The organism is Enterococcus sp. NPDC086594 (genome assembly GCF_044746145.1).
GTDB lineage: Bacteria > Bacillota > Bacilli > Lactobacillales > Enterococcaceae > Enterococcus_D > Enterococcus_D entomosocium.
The window spans coordinates 96,828-121,533 of record NZ_JBIVBP010000002.1; the positions used below are offsets into that span (position 1 = coordinate 96,828).

Here is a 24,706-nt window from a genome sequence, read left to right on the forward strand (position 1 = left end):
TCATGCAACCGAAGTCTTTACAAATGAAAAATTTTGGTCCATTCATTGATGAAAAATTGGATTTTAGTCAGCTGCAAGCTGGCGGGTTGTTTTTGATCAGCGGTAAAACTGGTGCAGGAAAAACGACTATTTTCGATGGAATGACGTTTGCCTTGTTCGGTGAAACATCGGGGAATCTGCGCTCAGGCAAAGAAATGCGATCGATGTTTGCTTCACCAACCGAAGAGACCAGCGTCACGTTTACTTTTGAACATCAGCGTTTTACCTACCAGATCCAACGGAAACCGGAACAGACGTTAGCAAAAAAACGTGGTGACGGTGTCACTAACCAAACGGCAAAAGTTCAATTGACGATTTTTGACGCCGATGGCAAAGAGAAAAAGCAGATCAGTAAACGGACAGAAGTTGATGCGTTTATCAAGGATCTGCTGCAGCTGGATGCAAAACAGTTTTTTCAAATCATGATGTTGCCGCAAGGAGAATTTCGTAATTTTCTGATTGCCAGTAGTAACGAGAAAGAACGGGTTTTACGAAATCTATTTGGTACAGAAATGTACCAGCAATTTAATGAATGGCTAAAAGAGCAAGTCAAAGCACAAAGTAGAAAGCTTGAACATCAGCAACTAGTCGCTTCGCAGATCATGGAGCGTTTTGAATGGGAAGAAGTGCAAGAAGTTTTAACGGTTGCGGAATGTCTGACTTTATGGGCGCAAGATTTAGAGAAACAACAGATTCAACTTCAAAAGTTATTGCAGAGAAAAGACCAGGCAACGCAAGAAATGAAAGCTGCGCAAGATGCCTTTTACCGTGCAAAAGAAATCGAAAATGCTCGGATCGAATGGCAAGAACTACAAGAAAAAGCACAACTGTTGAATGCCCAAAAAAACGAGATCGATCAAAAAAAAGCACGATTGACTCAACTTGTGTGGGCGCTTGAACATCAAGAAATTATGCAGCAAAAAGAAGAACGCGTAAATGAAGCGCAGCAAGCAGCACAGCAAATCGACGAAACGAAGCAGCTGTTGCAAGATGTTCAGCGGCAACAAGTAAGCTGGCAAGAACAAAGAACGTTGATCGAAGAGACTAAGAAAAAGCATGAAGCTGCCAATCAAAGAAGCCAACAGATCCAGCAGCAGATTCCATTGGCGCAACGCACAGAAAAGCAGCGAGAAGAAGTGGCACAGCAGGAAAAAGCAGCACAGCAGCAAACGGGCAAATTGACCAAAATTACTCAAGTGCTTGCTAACACCAAAACACAAGAGCAGCAACTGGTAGAAAAAATTGAAACGTTAAGAACATTTCAAACAGAAGCATTAAAACTAGCTGAAACACAATTGCTAATTGAAAAATGGCAGCAAGCAAAGGCACTGGTTCGTGAAGCAGAGCAAAAAACAGGGGAACAACAACAAATTCATTCGGATTTGGTCCTTGAAAAACAGCAACTAGAAACATCTTTGCTAGCGCTGCAAAAAACGCTAAAACAAGAAACCAGTCAAAATGCTCGGATGCAAATTGCGCGGCTTCGTCTTTTATTGGAAGAAAATGAACCTTGTCCCGTGTGTGGATCATTGGATCATCCGAATGCACAGGAGCATACGACCTATCCCATTGAGGACATTCTTGCGAGTGAGCAAAGACTTGAGCAAATGCAAGAAAAATTGACGATAGTCCAACAGCAGGTATCGGCAAATCAAACGCTTCAAGAACAAGCGTTATTGCGGATCAATGAATGGCAAGCGACAAGCGTTTCGGCGGAAAAGCAAGCGGCTGCTGCTTGGAACGACGTTCAGCAGGCATACGCTAGGTTACAGCCTTTCGAAACGCAAGAGAAGCTTACTGAAGAAACGATTGCACAGGAATTAAAAAAACGACAATCTATCAATCAGCAAAAAGCCTCCTCTTACGAAGCAGCGCAAAAAACATATCAGGCAGTAAAGGGGCAATTGACAAAGTTAGATGAATCCTATCAGCAAGTCAGTGAGCAAGCAAAAAAGGCCGAGGAAGCGCGCCAACTTGCGGCAGGAAAATTGGCCTCTTTGCAAGAACAACTTGCTGGTGCTACTTACCAACAACTACAAGCCGATTTAACGTCAATTCATCTTTTACTAAGGGAATATACGCAACAAATCGAGGCGGATGCACGGCAAGAAGCACAGATCAAAGAGCAGCAAGCGATCCTTTCAGAGAAGTTGAAGAATGTACAACAATTTTTCGAAGAAAAGCAAGCCGCCAAGGCGAAAGCAGAACAACGGCTGATGCAACGATTGCAAGAAGCAGCGATGACTGAAGAAGCAATGCGGGAATTGATTGCCCAAGCTCCTCAAACAACCCTTCTGACAGAAGAAATCAAAACCTATGAGCAAGAAACGGCGTTTGTTCAACAGCGTCTGATATTGCTAGATACCCAATTAAAAGAGCAGGCGGCAATGGATTTAATCCAATTGGAAACGACCTACCTTCAGTTGCAGACTGTGATGGAGGAATTACAGCAAGAAACGGTTCGCAAACAGGAGAAGGTCAACAGCAATCAACGGTTATTTGACGAGTTGCAAGCCATTTATCAGAAAAATGTCGAAGAACTTGCCCAATTAGGCCAACTCCAACAGTTGGCAGAAACCATCAATGGCGAAAACACGAAGAAAACCAGCTTGGAACGGTATGTGTTGCAACAATTTTTGACGGAGATCTTAGAAGTCGCCAATGAACGCTTGTCCCGTTTGACCCGTGGCCGCTATCAATTTGAATTAGCGGATAAAGTTGGGAGCTATCGAAGCTCAACAGGCTTAGAAATTGACATCTATGACGATAATGCCGGTCAAGTCAGAAGAGCACATACACTGTCAGGCGGTGAAAGCTTTATTGCAGCCTTAGCGTTAGCAATCTCTTTAGCAGATGTGATCCAGCAACGAGCTGGCGGGATTGAGATCGAAGCACTTTTCATCGATGAAGGGTTTGGCTCGCTTGATGAAGAATCATTGGAAATGGCGATGGAAGCATTAGAAATGATCGAAAATGAAGGGCGCATGATTGGGATCATCAGTCATGTTCGAGAACTGCGGGCAAGGATCCTGCAGCAAGTGTTCGTAGAAACCAACGGCAGCGGGCAAAGCCGGATCCGAATAAAAGAATAAGGAGAGGAGGGCTCTTATGAAGTGGAGTATTCCAGAAAAAGTAATCGAGCGGGGGAGAACGTATCTTAATGAAGGCCGTGTCCTGTCTGTGACCCCGGATAAAGAAAAAAATGTGTGGCATGCAGAAGTACTCGGAACAGAATTATATTTAGTTACTTTGGATGCTACTGCCAAAGAAGTGGATTATTGCCAATGTCCCTATTGGGAAGAACATCATTATTGCAAACATACGGTGGCCGTCGAACTCTATTTACGCCAACAAGGAAAAACACGGAAAATCAATGAACAAACCCCCATCAAAAAAGCCTTTTCTGCTTCAGAGATGTTTTCCAATGGTTTTGCTCGCTTAGACAGCGAAAAGGAAGCGAGTAAACCATTACAGATTGAATTTCGGGTAGATACGATTGCGACAAATCCTTATCACCAAGAGATGGATATTTTAGGGGTCTCTTTGAAGGTCGGGCATCGCGGCACGGCCAGGACCTATGTCGTCAAAAACATTTATAAATTTTTACAGATGTATCAAGAGAACAAGCACTATGCGACCAATAAGCAACAGACCTTTTTGCTTTCTGCGGATGCTTTTGATGAGAAAAATCGAGCTTTATTGAATCGATTGACAGGAATCGCGCAAACCCAACAATTAATGGGGCAAGCGGGCATTCAAATCAATGGCAAACTTGACAAAAAATACTTGCTGCTGCCCGTTGAATTCGGCAAGGAACTGCTATTGCAATTCAATGATGTCTACACGCAAATCACCATTGGTGAAACCAAGGTCAGCCAAGTAGACTTCCAATCGGGGGAACCATTGACGTTTTCAGTTACAAAAGAAGCGGATCATTTTCCGCTGCAGTTCGTAAAAGACTTCGACCACTTACTTAGTTATTATAACTGGGGGCTGTTGGACGGAACATTTTATGAATTGACTGTCGAGCAAAAGGAGATCTATGTCACGATGCAGCAGCTGTTTAAACGTTTTGAACAGCCAATCATTGATTATCCAAAAGAAGAGCTGGCGAATCTCTTTATGAAAGTTTTGCCTTATTTGCGAAAAATTGGGCGTGTCCAAGTGGCTCCTGAGGTTCAAAATGACATCGAAGAATCTGAATTGAAAGCAGTTTTCTCCTTGCGGAAAATCAAAGGTCAAGTAGATCTACAAGTTGATTTTACTTATGGAGAAGTCGTTTTTTCAAGTGATGAAAAACATCAATACATGCCAGAAAATCATCCAGAGATTTTACGTGATTTCCAACAAGAAGCACGGATCGAAGCCATTATTGAAACCTTTGGCTATCAAGCCAGCAGCAAAAATTGGCAAAAAAATCTACCACTAGGCGAGCAACTCTATACCTTTTTTACGAGAGAGATCCCGGTCTTGAGACAATTAGGGGAAGTGCGGATCGGCAAGAAGCTGCGGGAACTCTACCTTGATGCCCAGCATCATCGACCAGAAATTGTGATTGAAGAGAATGGTTCTTGGTTGGATATCAAGTTTGATGTTAGCGGCATTCAAGAATCAGAGATCAACGATGTTTTGCGGAGTCTGTTGCAATCTGCGCAATTTTATACCACAGAAAATGGTCAAGTTCTTTCGCTGGAGTCGGAAGAGTTTCAAGAAGCAAGTGCTGCCCTCAAAAAATTACGGCTCTCGTTAGATACGAAAAACGGGGCAATCCAAGTCCCATTGAATCAAGGGCTATTACTGCAAGAACAGTTTGCCGATCAAGCGAGTTTTAGCACAGGCTTTCAGCAAATGACGAAAGATTTGATCCATCCAGAAAACTTTGAGGCACAGTTGCCAGACAACTTGCATGCTGAGTTGCGGCAGTACCAAGAAGTTGGCTTTCGTTGGCTAAAAATGTTGAGCCATTATCAATTTGGCGGCATTCTTGCTGATGAAATGGGGTTAGGGAAGACCGTCCAAACGATTAGCTATTTGCTTTCTGAGAAACAAGAGCATCAAAAATTGAATGCGTTGATCGTGGCGCCAGCCAGTCTAACATTCAACTGGCAGCAAGAAATCAAACGGTTCGCACCTTCAATTTCAGCGACTGTCATCAGTGGAACGAAAGAAGAGCGAGAAGCGCAGATGGCGCAATCAGCGGACGTCCGAATTACTTCTTATGCAAGCTTGCGTCAGGACATTGATGCCTATCAAGCACTAGAGCTATCGTGTTTGATTTTAGATGAAGCACAGATGGTCAAAAACAGCGCGACCAAAACGGCACAGGCATTGCGATCCTTGGAAGTTCCGCAGCGGTTCGCCCTCAGTGGCACACCGATCGAGAACAATTTAGAAGAATTGTGGTCCTTGTTCCAAATGATTATGCCAGGCTTTTTCCCCAACAAGCAGAAATTTAAGGAACTGTCTACACAAGAAATTGCAAAAATGATCAAACCCTTCATTTTGCGAAGAGATAAAAAATCTGTGTTACATGATTTGCCGCAAAAGCTGGAAACAAATTATTACAGTGTCCTAACAGAGGAACAAAAGAAAATTTATTTGGCGTATTTGCGACAAATGCGAGAAGAAATCGCGCAAATGGATTCTACGTCTTTCCGCAAAAATCGGATCAGTATTTTGGCTGGCTTGACTCGTCTACGGCAAATCTGCTGTGACCCTCGATTATTCGTGGAGGACTACGAAGGGGCTTCTGGGAAACTTGAACAGGTCAAAGATTTACTCTTAGCAGCCAAAGAAAATGGCCGTCGTGTCCTGCTATTTTCTCAGTTCACCAGTATGCTTTCGATCATTGAAGAAGAATTAGCCCAGGAAGGGTTTGAATCCTTCTATTTGCGTGGCAGCACACCGCCGCAAGATCGTTTGACGATGGTCAATGCTTTTAATAGTGGCGAAAAAGATGTCTTCTTGATCTCATTAAAAGCAGGAGGAACTGGACTAAATCTGACTGGTGCAGATACAGTGATTTTATACGATTTATGGTGGAACCCGGCAGTGGAAGAACAAGCCGCTGGACGAGCCCATCGGATCGGTCAAAAAAATGTAGTCGAAGTCTGGCGAATGATCGCCGAAGGAACCATTGAAGAACGAATGGATGCATTGCAACAAGAAAAACGTGAGCTTTTCCAAAAAGTGATTCAAGGCAATGAAACCCAGCTTCAACAAATGACCGAAGAAGATATTCGCTTAATTTTGAGTATCGGCGAAGAACATTAAGCATTCAAAAAAAACATGGACCCGCTTGAAGCGAAGGTCCATGTTTTTTAGTTATAGGCGTATGCAGGAAGCTGCAAGAGGGCGTCAATACTTTCTTGGAGCTGCGAGAAAGCAGTGATCGACACATCGGGCAAATCTTCCAATCCATTAGGCGCCTGACGAAGACGATGATTGAACCACAAGGCTTGCCAACCGGCTTTTTTGCAGCCCACTACATCATTATCAAAGTTGTCACCTACGTACAGTGTTGTTTCTGGATCAAGAGCAAAGGCGGTTTCTGCCAATTGGAAAATTTCTAGCTCTGGTTTCTGATAACCGGTTGCTTGTGAAATGATCATATGCTCTGGTTTGATCCATCGAGTCAGTTGCAACTGATTCAACTTCTTTTGTTGGTGGTCGGTGGGACCGTTAGTAATAATTCCTAATTTGATTGGCAATTTGGACAAATAACTCAAGGTTGACTCAACTTCTGGATGTAGCGTGATAGCATCTAGTTCTTGTTCATAGCACAGCTGAAACTGGCAGCTTTCTTCCATAGTAATAGGGAAATAACCTAAGTCCGTTAGAGAATGAGTCAGCCGGTAATAACGAAAATGCTCCAGCGTCCATTCATTCGCCAATACCCTTCCAAACTGTTCATCGCTATGTACGCGAAAACGCAAATAAAGAGCGGTTAGGTCCTTGCGGGCAATTTGTGGAAAGCATGAGGTTATGGCATTACGAAATGGTTGTTGCTGGTCATATAAGGTATCATCGACATCAAAAAGAATACTAGTGATCAAAAGAGACACGCCTTTCAGAGTTAGTGAAAATTTTCAGTTTGTTTTCGAATCAATCATAAGCCATTATGACTCTAAAAAAAAGAGGGAAAGCCTTGTGAAATAAAGGTTTTATTTACTGTTTTTAGAAATCCGCGTCTTGATAGGTTTTCAAAATTATAGTGAATTTTACCCATTTTCACATGTTTCTCATTTTGCATTTCTTCAAAGAGTTGCTTATAATGAAAGCTATTGAGGAGGGGGAAATGTGTTAAAAAGGTTTTTTCGTTATTATCGACCGTATCGGTCACTATTTATGCTAGATTTTACTTGTGCGGTATTTGCTGGTTTATTAGAACTGGCCTTTCCCGTTGCCGTCAACCAAGTAATCGATAAGATCATGCCCCAGAACAACTTTCGCTTGATACTATTGGCTTGCTTAGGCTTGTTCTTGTTTTATGTGATCAATACTGTGTTGCAATATATCGTGGTTTTTTATGGTCATAAACTTGGGGTCAATATTGAGACAGATATGCGTCAAGAACTGTTTCGACATCTGCAGACCCAATCTTTTGAATATTATGACAATCAAAAGACCGGCAAGCTGATCAGTCGCTTGACCACGGATCTCTTTGAAATCTCTGAAGTCGCTCACCATGGGCCAGAAGATGTTTTTATTACCATCATGACTTTGGTGGGGGCATTCCTATTGATGTTGAATATGCACGTTCAATTAGCGATAGCGACATTTGCGTTGATTCCATTGATTACGATTGCCTTGGTTTTTTTCAATAAGAAAATGACCAAAGTCAATACACAGATCTATGACAACCTCGGTGAGTTCAACGCCGGAGTGGAAGCATCTGTTAGCGGCATTCGAGTGACCCAATCGTTTGCTAATGAAACGTTCGAACATAAACGCTTTGATGGATTGAGCGAAATCTATCGGCAATCGAAGATCCTTTTTTATAAGGTAATGGCGATCAGTTCAGCGTATAATTACTTTCTGATTCGCTTGATCAACTTGTTTGCTCTGATTTTTGGTGCTTACTACGTGATTCGTGGTGAACTGACGAATGGCCAGTTTGTTGGGTTTATTTTATTATCGAATGTCTTTGTTAGACCAATTGAGAAGGTCAATACGATGATTGAAAGCTATCCGAAAGGCATCGCTGGCTTCAAACGATTGACCGAAGAATTGGATAAAGAACCGACGATCAAAGACAAACCAGGGGCACGGGTTGTTCAATCATTAAAAGGGGATATCGTCTACCAAGATGTTTCTTTTTCCTATGCGGATGCGACGAAAGTCTTGAATCACATCGATTTATCGATCAAAGCTGGCGAGACGATCGCCTTCGTCGGGCAAAGTGGCTCAGGGAAAACCACGTTATGCAACTTGTTGCCGCGTTTTTATGAAGTCACTGAAGGCGCCATTACGATTGACGGCATCAATATTCAGGAGATGACCCTGGCTTCTTTACGTCAGCAGATTGGGACTGTGCAGCAAGATGTCTTTCTTTTCCCGGGAACGATTCGAGAAAATATTGCTTATGGCAAACTTGATGCAACAGAAGAAGAGATTTTAAAGGCAGTCAAATTAGCACACTTAGAAAAGGTCATCGATCAAATGACGGATGGGTTAGATACGGTCATCGGTGAACGAGGAGTCAAATTATCCGGTGGTCAAAAGCAGCGGGTAGCGATTGCTCGGATGTTCTTAAAAAACCCGCCGATTTTGATATTGGATGAAGCAACATCAGCGTTGGATACGGAAACCGAGCAAGTGATTCAAGAGTCATTGAATTCTTTGGCAGATGGCCGTACAACCTTGATCATTGCCCATCGCCTCGCAACGATCAAACATGCGACACGCATCATTGTCGTTAGTGATAAAGGCATCTTAGAAGAGGGGACCCATGAAGATTTGATGGCGAAAAAGGGACATTATCGCGCATTGCATGATGCGCAATTCGCTCGTGATGGAGAACCTTCTCTCCCTTAGAAGAAAGAAATGAACGATCAATCCAAGAAAACACTAGTCTTTTTATACTTTGTCAGGAAAAAGCATAAAAGACGGGTTTCTTAGGTTGATCGTTTTTCACTAAATTTTTGTGAGAAACCCTTTTCATTTATAAGCAGATATTCATTTCTCCTACTGTTTTATTGTCGATTATGACAGAAATGCTTGTATGGTTTTCTGATTAAAAAGGAATGTGATACAATGGAATCAAGAATGAAGACATTGGTTGAGAATCTTCTCTGGAAAAAATAACATATATTTTTATTGTAGCCCTGTCGTTTCCAAGGCAACAAGGGATCGTGAAATTTTTCCTTTGAAAACGATTGAGCCATGGACTTGGTTTTTTTCTCCATTTTTTTGATTATACATGTAATTACAGAGGGGAAATTAAAAAACGCGGGATTCAACTAAAAGAGTATTTTAATATTCTGACATCTTTTTGATACACCTTTGACACACTGTTGTATAAAAGAAGTAATATTAAAAAAAAATTTGATTTTTCTCATTTAAAAATAAACTTTTTGAGTGAAACCTTTTGCCTAAAAGGTTTCGCTTTTAATATAACTTTCGAGTTTTATTAAAAAATATGAGATTTAGACTAGATTTTTTTTAGTTAAACCTGTATAATTGAAATCAAGCGAGGGAACAGGACTTGCTTGATTGAAAATTAAAAAGGAGAGATGCACGTTGTTGACACTATACACTTCCCCAAGTTGCACATCTTGTCGCAAAGCTCGTGCGTGGTTACAAGAGCACGAAATCCCTTTTGTTGAAAGAAATATTTTTTCAGAACCGTTAAATATTTCTGAGCTTAAGGCAATTCTACAAATGACAGAAGATGGCACAGAAGAAATTATTTCCACCAGATCCAAAGTATTCCAAAAGTTGAATATGGATCTAGATGACCTGCCCCTAAAAGATTTATTGACACTTGTTCAAGAAAATCCAGGATTATTGCGTCGGCCAATTATGATCGATGAAAAACGATTGCAAGTTGGGTTTAACGAAGATGAAATTCGTCGGTTCTTACCTAGGGATGTTCGCCAACTGGAACTAAGACAAGCGCAATTAATGGCAGGCTTATAAATTTGACTTCATCGACTCGCTTTCTCGTAGAAAGTGAGTCTTTTTTTGAGTTTTTACGTTTTTCTTAAGAGGATATTCGTTTTCTCTTTACTTTTTATCAGGTTTCGATACAATGAACCTATAGTGAGTAGCAAAAGTGAGGTGTAGCTAATATGGAAATGGAACATATCAATGAGAACACCATTCGTGTATTGATCAAAAGTGAAGACTTAGCTGCGAGAGGCATCACTTTTCTTGACCTTCTAGGAAATCACAATGAAATTGAAAACTTCTTTTACAGTATTCTTGAAGAAGTTGATATTGACGAAGAATTTAAAGGCAGTGAAGCTGTAACTTTCCAAGTCTTGCCTAAAGGCGATGGGTTAGAATTGTTTATTAGCAAAAATCTTCCACCAGAAGGAATGGAAAATTTTGATGAGATGAACGATGAAGCGAATGAAGACATTACCGATATGTTGAAAAAACATGTGGCGGCTCAATTACAAGAGTCAGAGCAAGCAGAAGAAATCGGCAATCGTTTTGTATTCGAGTTGTTGCGATTCGAAGATATGATTCAATTGGCATCCGAAGTATATTTGGATTCCGTTGCAACCAATCTTTACCAAATGGGTAACCATTATTATATTGAAATTCGATTCATGGATGCAGAGGTTACTGATATTGAAGTGGAAAATGCACTTTCTTATTTGATGGAATTTGCCCAACGGACATCAGTGACGCCAGAGGTTTTATCTGAATATGGTCAGTTGATCATGGAAAACGATGCACTTGAATTGACTCGTTTCTACTTCAAGAATGATTAATGAATGAAATTCATTTCCAGCCAAGGACATTTTGACAATGTTTTTGGCTTTTTTTAATTGTGTTTGACGAATCTGGCGTACCTCTTATTGAGGTGAGCCAGATGTTGAAAGCGTTGAACCAAAGAAAAGAAGTCATCCTAGCGAAAGGGGCAAAGAAATCCTCGGGCCCTTTTTATTGCCCAGGCTGTCAGAAAGAAGTGATTTTGAGGCAAGGACTTAAGCGACAATCCCACTTTGCCCATCAAGCCACCACTGATTGTCAGACATACAGTGAAGGGGAGACGAAGGAGCACTTGGAAGCAAAACAACTTTTGTTTGAATGGTATCAAGAGATGGATATTGAACTTGAAGCCTACTTGCCGCAACTTCAGCAGCGACCTGATCTCTGTTACAAAAATATTGCCGTTGAAGTCCAGTGTTCTTCACTCAAGTTTTCACGATTTCTGGAACGAACCAGCACTTATTTAGCAAATGGTTATCAGCCTTGGTGGATCCTAGGGACCAAAATGTATCCGAAACGCCAATGGTCGCTTTTGGCAAAAGCTTGCTGTACTTATCCGTCTACTGGCTTTTGCTTGTGGCTCATTGATACGCGAAATCAGGCATTGGTGCGGCTGCACCAAATCAAATGGCACTATCAAGAAGGGGTAATCAGTCGACGAAGCGCTATACAAAAAGGGGAGCCTTACAAGAAAGAGACACTTCGACCTTTGTACGAAGCAGATGAATCAGATACCCACCATTCTATTGAATGGGTAGCGGTCGATTATCGTTTGTGGGTGATTCGAAAACTGCGAAACAGACTGCCTAAAATCAGAGAGATTCAAGAAATAGTATACCCGTTGAATGGGAATGTCTCACAGTTGCCTCTTTGGTGCTATTGTGAAAGTCGGTTTGGCTTTTTATTTGAACACCACATACTGATTTTTCGCTTTCTCTATTTAAGTGAATGTCCCATTAGTTTTGAACAGTGGTTGATTCAGTTGAGGAAGCTGCATTGGCAATGGTGCTTTCCTTTGCTTGATCAAAGAGAAATATTGAGAGAAATCTTTCAAGAATGCCAATATTTAGAAAATTCGGTTTCTTTTTCAAGTCAATGATTTGGTTTCGTTGAAAAGTGTGATAAGATATTTTTAACCAATGAACAAGGAGTGAAGGGAATGTCAGAAACAAAACAATTACCAGCACGTGAATCGATTCCAGTCGAAAAAACGTGGGACTTAACGAAAATCTATGCCGATGATGCGGCTTTTGACATAGAATTTCAAGAAATCCAAGCACAGCTCAAAGAAGCTAGCAGTTACCAAGGCACTTTAGCAGATGGGCCACAAGCCTTCCTATCCGCTTTAGAATTTGTCTTAGATCTTTCTCGCCGTTTAGAGAAACTGTATGTTTACAGTCATTTAAAAAATGATCAAGATACCGCTAATACGACTTATCAAGGCTTATATGCGAAAGCCAGCAGTTTAGTTGCGCAAGTAAGTGAAGCCGTTGCTTGGTTTGATCCCGAATTATTGACGATGTCCGATGAAACGATTTGGGGCTATTTCGATCAAGAACCGAAACTAGCTGTTTATCGTCATATGATCGAAAAAACTATTAACGAGCGGCCCCATGTTTTGCCTGCCGATCAAGAAGCGCTATTGGCCGGAGCAGGCGAAATTTTTGGAGCATCCGGCAACATTTTTTCTGTTTTAAACAATGCTGATTTGGATTTTCCAGTAGTTGAAGACGAAAACGGGGAAAAAGTACAGCTATCTCATGGTGTATACGGTGAGTTGATGGAAAGCACGGATCGGTCTGTTCGGGAAGCGGCCTTTAAAGGTCTCTATGGCGTCTATGAACAATTCCGCAATACCTTTGCCCAAACCTTAAGTACGAATATCAAAGCCCATAACTTTAAAGCCAAAGCCCGTAAATACGACTCGGCACGCCAAGCCGCTTTGAGTGCCAATCATATTCCTGAAAGTGTCTATGATACCTTAGTGGACGTCGTTAATCAGCATTTGCCATTATTACACCGATATATGGCATTAAGAAAACGCCTGTTGGCTGTCGACACGCTTCATATGTATGATGTGTACACGCCGATTTTAGGGGAAGCACCGATTCGCTATACCTATGAAGAAGCAGTCGAAAAAGCGAAAGAAGCGTTAAAACCATTAGGGGAAGAGTATCTAGCTGTAGTTGAAGAAGCCTTCAGCAATCGGTGGATCGATGTCGTTGAAAACAAAGGCAAACGCAGTGGTGCCTATTCTTCAGGTGCTTATGACACACTGCCTTATATCTTAATGAACTGGAATGATCGATTGGATCAACTCTTTACCCTCGTTCATGAAATGGGACACAGTGTGCATAGTTACTTCACACGGAGTAACCAGCCTTATGCCTATGGGGATTACTCGATCTTCTTAGCAGAAATCGCTTCAACCACGAATGAAAATATTTTAACGGAATACATGCTTCAGACTGAGACTGATCCGCGGGTCAAAGCCTATGTCTTGAATCATTTTCTTGATGGATTCAAAGGAACGATTTTCCGTCAAACGCAATTTGCCGAGTTTGAACACTTCATGCACGTGGAAGATGCGAAAGGAACGCCGTTGACCAGTGAATTCTTAAGCGAGAACTATGCCGAGTTAAATGCAAAATACTACGGACCATCAGTTGAAAAAGATCCGGAGATTCGTCTTGAGTGGTCACGCATTCCGCATTTCTATTACAATTACTATGTTTATCAATATTCAACTGGTTTTTCGGCAGCTTCTGCTTTGGCGAAGAAAATCTTAGTTGGCGAACCTGATGCCTTAACTAACTATTTGAACTATTTGAAAGCCGGACGTAGTGATTATCCAATCGAAGTCATGAAAAAAGCAGGCGTAGATATGACGAAAGCAGATTATATTGAAGATGCAATGAAAGTATTTGAGCAACGCTTGAATGAATTGGAAGAACTCGTAAAAGAAATCGAAGCATAATTGAAAAGAGTACAAACCAGTCCGAAAAGGATTGGTTTGTTTTTTTTGTTCCTCCCGCAATGAAAAACGCTGCGCAGCGAGCCAAACACAAGATCATCGTTTGGCTCGCTGCGCAGCGTCGCTATTGAATAGGGTTTCATAAAAGAATCAACCCTCGATCAATTTCATGAATAGTGGAAAGTTTTGGTGCTTTCAAAGACTGAGCTTTTTGCATAAATGTATCGAGTTCTGTTGCTGTACCACAGACGAGAGGAAGACTTCTCAGTTCCTCTGATCCTTCTAAAAGGACCCCATATTCTTCTTCACTTGAAAAATCATACACCACAGCAGAAGGTGTGATCGTGATGCCCATGTCTTTCGCTACCCTCTGATCGGTGGCAAAGTTCTTTTTCACTAACTCAGATGTACGATCTTCTAGGAACATCTCTAAATCACCATTCGTTTCTGAAAATAGATCTTTCACTAAAGTGTCACAATATTCCTGGTTTTCGATCCCTATCCGTTGTTGCAATTTCAATAAGAAATCCCGAGCAATTTTTTTTCCTTGCAACTGGGCTGCTTTATAATCCAATGACGCAGCATAGATTTGGTTGGTCTGTTCATTTCGCAAGACCAAATCCGCCTTATTCATGGACAAATAGTCCATTGAAACACCTACGGAAAACAAGTTAACGAAAGGCAGGATCTGCAAATGGATTTTTTTGCGGCTCGTGTTTAATTTGTTGAGAATCTCTTTTTCGATATCATAACAAATAGGCCCAATCGGATTAATAAATAAAAAAAGTTCGATCATTTGAATCTCTCCCCAATTAAGATTCTTGAGTAACTTGAAAAACAAAATAAGTATGTTTTATTAAATATAGCAAAAAAACGCGAAAAAAGTAAGCAAAAGGGCATCCTACAATGATTTTTCTTCAACGGCTCGAATGATCTTGTTTTTTGCTGGTCGGTAAGGAACACCAAAAGAATGCAATAACGATTGAAAGGCAAGTTTTCCTTGAATTGGCTCACTGACTTCTAGCTCTAACTCATAATCATGCTGTTGACCATACCAGCTTTCATCCAAAGCAAGTAATCCTTCATTGATCGGAAATTCCGCCCGTTTCGTTTTTAATGCTGCGATCATGTGTAATGAATCAGGTTCGATATTCGCTGCTTTTAAGCGTTGAGCAACCACACCTGTTTTTAAAATTTTTTCTGACGCGATCAATGACGCTGCGGTTTCGATTGTCAAAGGATCAGTCGTTTCTAACAGACCGTGTTCAATGGGGGTCTTTAGCGTTAATTCTGCATTGGTAGAAGTTGTGCGAATGCGTAAGCCAAAATGCTTTTCTCGCAGTTTATAGTCTTGCGTATCAAAGTAATAATTGGTTTGCGTCTTGAAGGCTTTTTCTGACAATTTGTAATAAGCAAGCAACTGGTGGTATTCTTTTTCCGTCAACATTGTTTTATATTCAATCTCTACTTGTTCGACCAATGATTTTCACTCTCTTTCTATTGCAAACATAGTGTACGCTGTTTCAGCTATTCCGTCAAAGAAACTAAACAAAGAAAAGCGGAAACGATTGGGGCAGACAAAAAAATCTTTTGCTTCTGCACTTCTGTCCATTCAGTTTTATTCCAAGAGTATGGTAGAATAAGAGGTATGTTATGAACAGAATCGAGGGAGAAGAATGATTCGAGATTGGGAAGAATTCTTAGCGCCTTATGAACAGGCGGTTTCAGAATTAAAAGTAAAATTAAGAGGCATAAGAAAACAATATCGGGAACAAAACAAACATGTTCCCATTGAATTTGTCACGGGGCGTGTCAAGCCAGTAGATAGCATTTTAACAAAAAGCAAATTACGAGGAATCGCACTGGATCGTCTTGAAGAAGAAATGTCTGACATCGCCGGTTTGCGAATCATGTGTCAGTTTGTGGAAGACATTCACCAAGTCGTTGAACTGTTGCGGACACGTAAAGACATGAAAGTCATTATTGAACGTGACTATATTACCAATAAAAAAGTCAGTGGTTACCGCTCGTATCATCTGGTGATCGAGTATCCAGTTCAATTGATCGATGGAGAAAAAATTATCTTAGCAGAGGTACAAATTCGTACACTGGCGATGAACTTTTGGGCAACGATTGAACATTCATTGAACTACAAATACCAAGGGGAATTTCCCGATGAAATTAGCGAGCGACTACGACGTTCGGCAGAAGCAGCCTACCAGCTAGATGAAGAGATGTCTAATATTCGTGAAGAGATCCAAGAGGCACAGCGGTTGTTTTCTCATGGGAAAGGCAAACGCGGCGGACATGACACGCCCAAGTTGCCGAAGGAGGAATCAGAATGAAAGGCATCCGCGTGGCAATCGTCCATAATCAAGAAAGCAAGTCAGTAGAAGTGACGAAGCGTTTAACTGTCCTCCTGGAGCAGTCTGAAAACAAGATCGATCAAGAGAACCCTGAATTAGTGATCTCTGTTGGTGGAGATGGTACGCTTCTTTCTGCTTTTCACTTGTTCAACCATAAGTTAGACCAAGTACAATTTTTAGGGGTCCATACGGGACACCTCGGCTTTTATACAGATTGGCGTGACTATGAATTGGATGAATTGGTAGAGTCTTTATGCAATGACCATCAAAAGAGTGTCAGTTATCCTTTATTGGATGTCCGAATCACTTATGCAAATGGTAAACCAGACAAGCATTTCCTGGCATTGAACGAATCAACGATCAAACGCGGCAATCGCACCATGGTTGCCGATATTTCTATTAAAGAAGACCTCTTTGAAAAGTTTCGCGGGGATGGCCTCTCGATCTCAACGCCAACCGGCTCAACTGCCTATAACAAAAGTGTTGGTGGGGCAGTATTGCACCCAAGTATCAATGCGTTTCAATTAGCAGAGATTGCTTCTTTGAACAATCGCGTCTTTCGGACACTTGGATCACCGATCGTCGTGGGTCATCACGAGTGGGTCAAAGTGCAACTGCAACAAAGTACCGACTATTTAGTGACGATTGATCAATTTACCATCGAGCAAGAAGAAATCGACGCAATCTATTACCGGATTGCCGATGAACGGATTCATTTTGCGTCTTATCGGCATATGCATTTTTGGAATCGTGTCAAAGATTCCTTTATTGGAGAAGAATAAACTCATGGAATTTACGTATCAATATACCGGACAAGGGCAGCAAGTCAAATATTTTTTGAAGGAACAAGGAGTATCCAAAGGTCTGCTAGCGAAAATAAAATTTCAAGGCGGAAAGATATTTGTGAACGACCACGAGCAAAACGTCTTGTTTTCTTTGGCGCAAAATGATAGGGTAACTATTGTAATTCCTCCTGAAGGGGAACATGAAACGATGCTGGCTGATCCGACACCTATTGAGATTGTGTATGAAGATGCCCATCTGTTAATCGTGAATAAGCCGGCTGGCATCTCATCGATTCCTGCGCAATATCATCCGACTGGCACGATGGCCAATCGAGTCAAGGCTTACTATCAAGCGCAACACTATGAAGATCAAGTGATCCATGTAGTGACTCGCTTAGACCGTGACACATCAGGATTGATGCTTTTTGCAAAACACGGCTTTGCCCATGCGAAGCTGGATAGCCAGTTACGGAAGAAGCAAGTTGTTAAAAAATATCAAGCCCTCGTTGCGGGAGATCTTTCCGCATTATCCGCCCATAGCGAGATCGATTTGCCTATCGCTAGGGACCTGACCTCGCTTTTGAAACGCAAGGTCAGTGAAGAAGGAAAAGAGGCACGTACGGAGTATTGGCTAAAACAGCGCAATTCAGATTGCGCATTAGTCGACATTCAACTACACACAGGCCGGACACATCAAATAAGGGTCCATTTTTCTGCAATCGGTTGTCCCTTACTAGGAGACGAGATGTATGGGGGACCAATGGCTTTTGGGATCAGACGACAGGCACTTCATTGCTGTCAGCTGCAATTCCAGCATCCCTTTACGAATGAACCGTTGGCTTTTGAACTGCCTTTACCTGCAGACATGGCCGCTGTTTGTTCAGCTATCGATAAGCAATAACAAATGAGGTGAAGAGATTGGATGAAAATCAAGAATTAACCGAACGATTTGATCAACTGAATCAAGCACTAAAAGACAATGATATCCAGGGATTTCGTGAGGCATTCTTGGATCTGCATATCTACGAGCAGGGTCAATTCTACCAATCTCTAGAAGCAGACGATCGACAAATCGTCTATACGTATCTATCGCCGAAAGAATTGGCAGACATGTTTGACGTCATTGAAGAAGACGATGAAAACATGGTGGACTATCTTTCAGAAATGCGGCCGGCATATGCTGCAACGATGTTAGCAGAGATGTATACCGATAATGCTGTCGATCTACTGAATACATTGGACAAGAAACAAACGGCCAAATATTTGAGTCTGATGACTGCTGAAGCCGCTAGCGAGATCAAAGAACTATTGCATTATGAAGATGAAACAGCTGGATCATTGATGACAACCGAGTTTGTTTCCATTGTTGCCAACCAAACGGTTCGTTCAGCGATGTATGTCTTAAAAAATGCCGCAGATGTTGCTGAGACGATTTATTATATTTACGTCGTGGATACCGACAACAAACTTGTGGGCGTTATTTCTTTAAGAGACTTGATCATCAATGATGAAGATACCATGATTGCTGATATTTTGAACGAGCGGGTGATGTCGGTTCATGTTGGAGATGACCAAGAGGATGTCGCTCAGACCTTCCGGGATTATGACTTTCTCGCATTGCCAGTCACCGATTATGACGATCACCTATTAGGGATCGTGACCGTCGATGATATCATCGACGTTATCGATGATGAAGCAGCCAGTGATTACTCGGGTTTGGCAGGGGTCAATGTAGAAGAAGTCAGTGAAAACCCGATCAAAGCTTCTTCGAGAAGGTTACCTTGGCTCATCACCTTACTCTTTCTCGGAATGGCAACCGCCAGTTTAATCAGCCATTATGAAGAGTTAGTTAGTGAAGCAAGTATTCTCGCCGTCTTTATCTCACTGATCACCGGAACTGCCGGCAATGCCGGTACCCAATCTTTAGCGGTAGCCGTACGCCGCTTGGCGATCAATGATGATAAAGAAAATAGCTTTATGAAAACAGTGGTCGGTGAGGTGCTTACAGGACTTTTCACAGGAGCTATTACCGGATTGACGATTTTTGCTATTGTGGCTGTCTGGAAACAAAATCCGATTCTAGGGTTTGTGATCGGGATGGCTATGATGTGTGCCATCACAGTAGCCAACTTAGCGGGAAGTTTGATTCCGATGCTAATGGATAAGCTTGGGTTTGATCCGGCAGTGGCGAGCGGTCCGTTTATTACGACCCTCAGTGATTTGACCAGTGTTTTGATCTATTTCAATATTGCCAGTCTTTTTATGAACTATTTTATTCAATGAATAAAAAATAAAAGCAAGCCGATGATTTTTCTTCGAGTGAAGAATCATTGGCTTGCTTTTTAATTTTTTGGTTTTGGCAACACCCCAGAAGGAGAGACGCCATAAAGTTTTTTAAAAGACTTGCTAAAGTGATAGGCATCTTGATAGCCAACTGCAGAGGCGACTTCCTTGATCGTGAGGTTGTCATTTTTTAGCATGTCTTTGGCACGTTTTAGGCGGATTTCTATCAAATAGTTAATGGGGCTGACCCCTGTCGCTTCTTTAAAAATCTTGGAAAGGTACGTTGGACTGAGAAATTGATCTTGTGCCAGTTTTTCCAAGGTGATTTCTTCTTTATAATGATTTTCCAAATAATAGACGGTATAGTTGACGATTTGTTGTTGTCTTCTTTGGCTTTTGGAAAGGTAAGGAACGACATTGATGTGGTCTTCATTTAGTCCGCGTAAAATATAGACGAGCATCTCCATCAAGACAGCTTTTTGCATCAACTGAAACTCATCCCGCTCTTCACTGCTTTCTCGCACCAACTGCCACGCTTTTTCCAAAACTTGATGATGGTATTTGCCTAATTCTAACAATGGGTGTTTGTTGGGGAAAAAATTTCGCTTGAATCCTTCCAAGGAAATATTCTTCAGTCCAATATGCAACTGGTGGGAGCGAGTGCCTTTAGGCTGTAATTCGCAGTGGTCGACACCAGGATTAAAAAGCATGACACTGCCAGCACGAATTTTCTTCGCTGGTTCTTTTTCAAAATAATACGTACTTTCTCCTTCTAACAAGACGCTGATTTCTAAAAAGTCATGATGATGCATTTCTCCATGACTTTCTGCTTGCGTCCATGGGTCAAAGAGATAGATGATTTCGGGATTGAAGGTCCGAGGGTTAACTAAATTCATGGCTGATTCACTCCAATTGGGTGCCCATCTCCGATAAAAAAAGGGAATGGTGCTTCTTACTAATATTTTACATCAAAATGAGTAAGAAAAACCATTCAAATCGCTTTTCAAAACGCTAAGCTTAACAACGAGAGGGGGAATTAGATGAGTAATACACAATGGATCTGGCGCTATGCCAAAAAGAACCGGGGAAAAATCATATTGGCAGTCCTGTTTTTAGTGATCAATGCAGCGCTGATCATTGTTAATCCGTACTTGGGAGGAATGGTGATCGATGATGTCATCAATCAGCAAAAAACGCACTTATTGATTCCATTATTGTTGATCATGATCGCAACGACCGTCATTCGTACCATTGTCCGCTACAGTTATCAAATTTTATTTGAACGGGTCGGGCAAAATACGCTATACGATTTACGGGAAGATTTGTATCAGAAGCTGCAAGAATTGGATTTCGACTTTTTCAATCACACTCGCGTGGGAGATATTATGGCACGGATGACTGGTGATACCGATGCCATTCGCCACTTTGTTTCTTGGGTGACTTACAATATCGCTGAATGTATCTTATGGTTCTTTTCAGCGGTGGTGGTCATGAGCTTTATTGATTGGAAATTGATGTTGGCGCTGGTGGCTGTCACACCGATCATATTTCTGTTGACCAATCGCATGTCTAAGAAAGCACACCCGTTGTTTTTTGACATTCGTGAGAGCTTTTCGCGCTTGAATTCAATGGTGGAAGAAAATATCGGCGGCAATCGAGTAGTGAAAGCTTTTGCTCGTGAAAATTTTGAGATTGAAAAATTTCGCTCCTACAACGAAGATTTTAAGACCCGCAACATGGCATCTGCCAAAGTTTCCCGCACTTATCTGCCCTGGCTTGATGGCTTAGCAGGAAGTTTGTCAGTCATTGCCTTAGTCTTAGGCGGAATTTTCGTAATCAATGGGGACATGACCTTAGGAGATCTTGTTGCGTTTAATGGCTATCTATGGATGTTGAACAACCCTATGCGTATGAGCGGTTGGTTGATCAACGATGTTCAGCGATTTTCTGCAGCTTGTATCAAAATTCGACAAATGCTAGCACAAGAATCGAAAATACCGGTTCACCAACAAGAAAAATTAGAACCGATCAAAGGGTTTGTGGAATTCAAAGATGTCTCGTTCCACTTTTCAGATGACCCGGATCAAAATGTGTTGGAAAACATCAACTTCACCATCGGGCCAGGACAAACGTTAGGGATTTTAGGCGAAACTGGGTCTGGGAAAACGACCTTAGTGAATTTAGTCGGTCGTTTTTATGACCCGACTGAAGGGGAAGTATTCATTGATGGGAAAAATGCCAAAGAGTATCCTGTGCGACAAATGCGGGAAAACATTTCAATGGTGATGCAAGATGTCTTCTTGTTTTCTAATACCATCTCTGACAATATTGCTTTTGGAAATCCTTTAGCAGATGAAGGCTTTATTCGGCAAATGGCGGTAGTCGCCGATGCAGATACCTTTATTTCTCGAATGCCTCAAGGCTATGAGACGATTGTCGGTGAAAGAGGCGTCGGACTTTCTGGTGGTCAAAAACAACGGATCTCCCTCGCACGGGCTCTAGCGAAAGATCCATCGATCTTGATTTTGGATGATACGACATCTGCCGTCGATATGGAAACAGAATCGAAGATCCAACAAGAGCTGACAAAATTAACAGGAGAGAAAACGACGTTTATCATTGCGCATCGCATCTCCTCCGTTCGAGAAGCCGATCAGATCTTGATGATGGAAAAAGGGCGGGTCGTTGAACAAGGCACCCACGAAGAACTTGTCAAACTGCGAGGTAAATACTATGAAGTGTATCAAAAACAATTAGGTTTGTCAGGAGGTGAAGACGATGGCGAGAAATAAATTTGATGTGGATGAGGAATTAGACCAGGAATTTAGCTGGAAGGATTTCAAGCGTTTGTCCCAATACGTCGTACCGTATAAAAAAAGCATTGGGAAAGTACTATTTACGATCATCCTGGCAAACTTAGCAGGAATGCTGGCGCCCGTTTTCACGAAGATCGCCATCGACTCATCGATTCCTGAGAAAAATGTCAATCAATTGCTGCTTTTAGGAGCTGCCTTTCTAGTGACCTTGATCGTTATTGGCGTCTGCATGCGTTATCGTATTTACCATATCACGAATATTGGGCAAGATGTTTTGAAGGATATGCGCTTTGATATTTTTGAACATCTGCAGCGGCTGCCGTTTTCTTATTTTGATACAAGGCCCCATGGCAAGATCTTGATCCGCATCGTAAACTATATCAATACACTGAGTGACCTGTTGAGTAATGGCCTGATCAATTTGATTTCCGATGTTTTCAACGTCATCATCACCTTGATCTTTATGTTTGCAATCGACTTCAAATTGACCCTATATTCCCTTGCGTTGCTGCCAATTTTGTTCATCATGGTGATGGTAATCAAAAATAATCAGCGCAAAGCCTATCAGGAGTTGAGTAATAAACAGTCCAATTTAAATGCTTACATTCATGAAAGTATTGCCGGCATCAAGATTACCCAATCCTTCGCACGGGAAGAAGAAAATGCAGAGATTTTCCAAGAAGTCAGCAATGATTATCGGACTTCCTGGATGAAAGCTGTCAAAATTCAGTTTCTTATGTGGCCTGGGGTGCAAAACATTTCAGTCATTACGACTTGTTTGATTTATTTTGTCGGCATTCGCCAAATCGGTGTCGCTGTCAGCACAGGTACTCTGATCGCTTTTATCAGTTATATCAATAATTTCTGGAATCCAGTCATCAACATCGGGAATTTTTATAATTCTTTGATTACAGCAACAGCCTATCTTGAACGGATTTTTGAAACGATGGATGAAGTCCCAGATATCGAAGACAAACCAGATGCAAAAGTATTGCCGACGATGAAAGGGACCGTTGATTTTGAACACGTGACCTTCCGATACGAAGAAGGCAAAAACATTCTTTCTGATGTCAATTTTCACATCGAACCCGGGGAAAGCATTGCCTTGGTTGGCCCTACTGGTGCAGGAAAGACCACGATCATCAATTTGCTGAGCCGCTTTTATGATGTCAATGAAGGCAGTGTTAAAGTAGATGGGATGGATGTTCGTGACGTGACGCTGGAATCGCTGCGTTCACAAATGGGGGTCATGCTGCAAGATACTTTTATTTTCTCAGGAACGATCATAGAGAATATTCGCTATGGAAAATTAGATGCAACAGAAGAAGAGATCATCGAAGCAGCGAAAATCGTCCGTGCTCACGACTTTATCACGGAGTTGAAAGACGGCTATCAAACCGTCGTCGAAGAACGAGGAAGCACTTTATCTGCAGGGCAACGGCAACTGATTTCCTTTGCCCGAGCGTTGTTGGCTGATCCAAAAATTTTGATCTTAGATGAAGCGACCTCAAGTATCGATACGAAGACAGAAGAATTGCTGCAAGAAGGATTGTTGAAGCTGTTAGAAGGCAGAACCTCATTTATCATTGCTCACCGGCTGTCCACGATCAAAAATTCTGATCGAATCTTTTACGTGGCGGGGGGAACGATTGCTGAATCTGGTAACCATGATCAGCTAATGGCACAAAAAGGCTTGTACCATCATTTGTATCAATCACAATACGACTTATTGCAAGCCATCTAAAAAGAATCCCCACAAACGATGCGTTCTCATCGTTTGTGGGGATTTCTTTGCGTGATTCTTTTGTGTCACGCAAGCTCAATCATTAAAGTCGACGATTCTGGTTCCATGAACTTCTTTTACACCTAATGTATCAGCAACTTGTTGGGCATTTTCAAAGGAAATGCCACCGCCAGGTAAAATCGTTAAACGCTCACCAGCATAGGCGATCAATTCTTTCAGATGATCGAAGTTGTCTTCAATCGGAGTCCCTGCAGCACCACCATGGGTCAAAATCCGCTGTACGCCATGCTCAGCTAACCAATCGATCGCTTTAAATTGGCGCGCTGCAGGAATCGCGTCGAAGGCCATGTGAAAAGTAACCTGCAAGCCTTCTGCGGTTTCTAACAATAGCTCCAATGCTTCTTCGTCTAACCAGCCGCTAGGAGTTAAGCAACCTAGAACAACGCCGTCTGTTCCTAATTTTTTTGCTTCGATCAAGTCGGTATGCATGATTTTCAATTCTGTATCATTGTAAACAAAATCACCGCCCCGAGGTCGAATGATCGTCATAACGGGTATTCCTTTTTCGCCAGCATATTGCAGGACTTCTTCTTGCACGCCGGTACTTGGTGTTGTTCCGCCGACTGCTAAATTATCACAGAGTTCGATGCGTTGGGCACCTCGGGCGATTGCTAAGGGAATATTGGTATAATTTTCTGCACAAAATTCTTTTAACATGATTTACCTCCAATAGATGGGTGTTCAATTGATTTGTT

18 protein-coding genes are annotated in these 24,706 nt (G+C 41.8%); 13 read left to right on the forward strand and 5 right to left on the reverse strand.

Annotated elements, in window-relative coordinates; all coding sequences use genetic code 11:
• Positions 1-2 precede the first annotated feature (2 nt).
• Positions 3-3,131, forward strand: coding sequence for an AAA family ATPase (locus tag ACIPK1_RS04810; protein ID WP_400450038.1), 3,129 nt, complete (start codon positions 3-5; stop codon positions 3,129-3,131).
• A gap of 16 nt (positions 3,132-3,147) precedes the next feature.
• The gene (locus ACIPK1_RS04815) at positions 3,148-6,312 is read left to right on the forward strand and encodes an SNF2 helicase associated domain-containing protein (RefSeq protein ID WP_400450040.1); all 3,165 of its coding nucleotides are present in this window, start codon (positions 3,148-3,150) and stop codon (positions 6,310-6,312) included.
• A gap of 47 nt (positions 6,313-6,359) precedes the next feature.
• On the opposite strand, the gene ACIPK1_RS04820 is transcribed toward ACIPK1_RS04815, so the two are convergent.
• Complete coding sequence (locus ACIPK1_RS04820) at positions 6,360-7,094, reverse strand: HAD family hydrolase (RefSeq protein WP_034878652.1); 735 nt, start codon at positions 7,092-7,094, stop codon at positions 6,360-6,362.
• A 244-nt stretch (positions 7,095-7,338) separates the two neighbouring features.
• Between ACIPK1_RS04820 and ACIPK1_RS04825 the strand changes: the two genes are divergently transcribed.
• From ACIPK1_RS04825 to pepF, 5 genes are all read left to right on the forward strand, one after another.
• Complete coding sequence (locus tag ACIPK1_RS04825; RefSeq protein ID WP_400450042.1) at positions 7,339-9,075, forward strand: ABC transporter ATP-binding protein; 1,737 nt, start codon at positions 7,339-7,341, stop codon at positions 9,073-9,075.
• A 705-nt stretch (positions 9,076-9,780) separates the two neighbouring features.
• Positions 9,781-10,179 (forward strand): transcriptional regulator SpxA, encoded by a 399-nt coding sequence (gene spxA, locus ACIPK1_RS04830; RefSeq protein ID WP_003127030.1) that lies wholly within the window; start codon positions 9,781-9,783, stop codon positions 10,177-10,179.
• A gap of 152 nt (positions 10,180-10,331) precedes the next feature.
• On the forward strand, positions 10,332-10,982 hold the full coding sequence (locus tag ACIPK1_RS04835; RefSeq protein WP_400450045.1) for an adaptor protein MecA: 651 nt from the start codon (positions 10,332-10,334) through the stop codon (positions 10,980-10,982).
• Between the two features lie 101 nt (positions 10,983-11,083).
• Complete coding sequence (locus ACIPK1_RS04840) at positions 11,084-12,082, forward strand: competence protein CoiA (protein ID WP_400450046.1); 999 nt, start codon at positions 11,084-11,086, stop codon at positions 12,080-12,082.
• A 60-nt stretch (positions 12,083-12,142) separates the two neighbouring features.
• Positions 12,143-13,960 carry an oligoendopeptidase F gene (gene pepF / locus ACIPK1_RS04845; RefSeq protein ID WP_400450048.1) on the forward strand — a complete coding sequence of 606 codons (1,818 nt, stop codon included), beginning with the start codon at positions 12,143-12,145 and terminating at the stop codon, positions 13,958-13,960.
• A 136-nt stretch (positions 13,961-14,096) separates the two neighbouring features.
• Here the strand turns inward: pepF and ACIPK1_RS04850 are convergent, their stop codons facing one another.
• Both ACIPK1_RS04850 and ACIPK1_RS04855 read right to left on the reverse strand, forming a co-directional pair.
• Complete coding sequence (locus ACIPK1_RS04850) at positions 14,097-14,753, reverse strand: DsbA family protein (protein WP_034878650.1); 657 nt, start codon at positions 14,751-14,753, stop codon at positions 14,097-14,099.
• 105 nt (positions 14,754-14,858) lie between these two features.
• Complete coding sequence (locus tag ACIPK1_RS04855; RefSeq protein WP_005236734.1) at positions 14,859-15,437, reverse strand: CYTH domain-containing protein; 579 nt, start codon at positions 15,435-15,437, stop codon at positions 14,859-14,861.
• Between the two features lie 196 nt (positions 15,438-15,633).
• On the opposite strand from ACIPK1_RS04855, the gene ACIPK1_RS04860 reads away from it, so the two are divergent.
• The 4 genes from ACIPK1_RS04860 to mgtE are packed head-to-tail and all read left to right on the forward strand — an operon-like array spanning position 15,634 to position 19,391.
• Complete coding sequence (locus ACIPK1_RS04860; RefSeq protein ID WP_005236729.1) at positions 15,634-16,302, forward strand: GTP pyrophosphokinase family protein; 669 nt, start codon at positions 15,634-15,636, stop codon at positions 16,300-16,302.
• 5 nt (positions 16,303-16,307) lie between these two features.
• Positions 16,308-17,105, forward strand: coding sequence for an NAD kinase (locus ACIPK1_RS04865; protein ID WP_301280263.1), 798 nt, complete (start codon positions 16,308-16,310; stop codon positions 17,103-17,105).
• A gap of 4 nt (positions 17,106-17,109) precedes the next feature.
• A complete protein-coding gene (locus tag ACIPK1_RS04870) occupies positions 17,110-18,009 on the forward strand; it encodes an RluA family pseudouridine synthase (RefSeq protein ID WP_034872214.1) in 900 nt (299 codons plus the stop codon).
• Between the two features lie 17 nt (positions 18,010-18,026).
• Positions 18,027-19,391, forward strand: a complete 1,365-nt coding sequence (gene mgtE, locus ACIPK1_RS04875) for a magnesium transporter (protein ID WP_005229714.1) — start codon at positions 18,027-18,029, stop codon at positions 19,389-19,391.
• 59 nt (positions 19,392-19,450) lie between these two features.
• On the opposite strand, the gene ACIPK1_RS04880 is transcribed toward mgtE, so the two are convergent.
• A complete protein-coding gene (locus ACIPK1_RS04880) occupies positions 19,451-20,287 on the reverse strand; it encodes an AraC family transcriptional regulator (RefSeq protein WP_005236722.1) in 837 nt (278 codons plus the stop codon).
• 144 nt (positions 20,288-20,431) lie between these two features.
• On the opposite strand from ACIPK1_RS04880, the gene ACIPK1_RS04885 reads away from it, so the two are divergent.
• Positions 20,432-22,183, forward strand: coding sequence for an ABC transporter ATP-binding protein (locus ACIPK1_RS04885; RefSeq protein WP_400450052.1), 1,752 nt, complete (start codon positions 20,432-20,434; stop codon positions 22,181-22,183).
• Positions 22,170-23,951, forward strand: coding sequence for an ABC transporter ATP-binding protein (locus ACIPK1_RS04890; protein WP_005236718.1), 1,782 nt, complete (start codon positions 22,170-22,172; stop codon positions 23,949-23,951). The genes ACIPK1_RS04885 and ACIPK1_RS04890 overlap by 14 nt, the downstream gene beginning before the upstream one ends.
• Before the next feature lie 75 nt (positions 23,952-24,026).
• On the opposite strand, the gene ACIPK1_RS04895 is transcribed toward ACIPK1_RS04890, so the two are convergent.
• Positions 24,027-24,668, reverse strand: a complete 642-nt coding sequence (locus ACIPK1_RS04895) for a copper homeostasis protein CutC (protein WP_086332246.1) — start codon at positions 24,666-24,668, stop codon at positions 24,027-24,029.
• Positions 24,669-24,706: the final 38 nt, after the last annotated feature.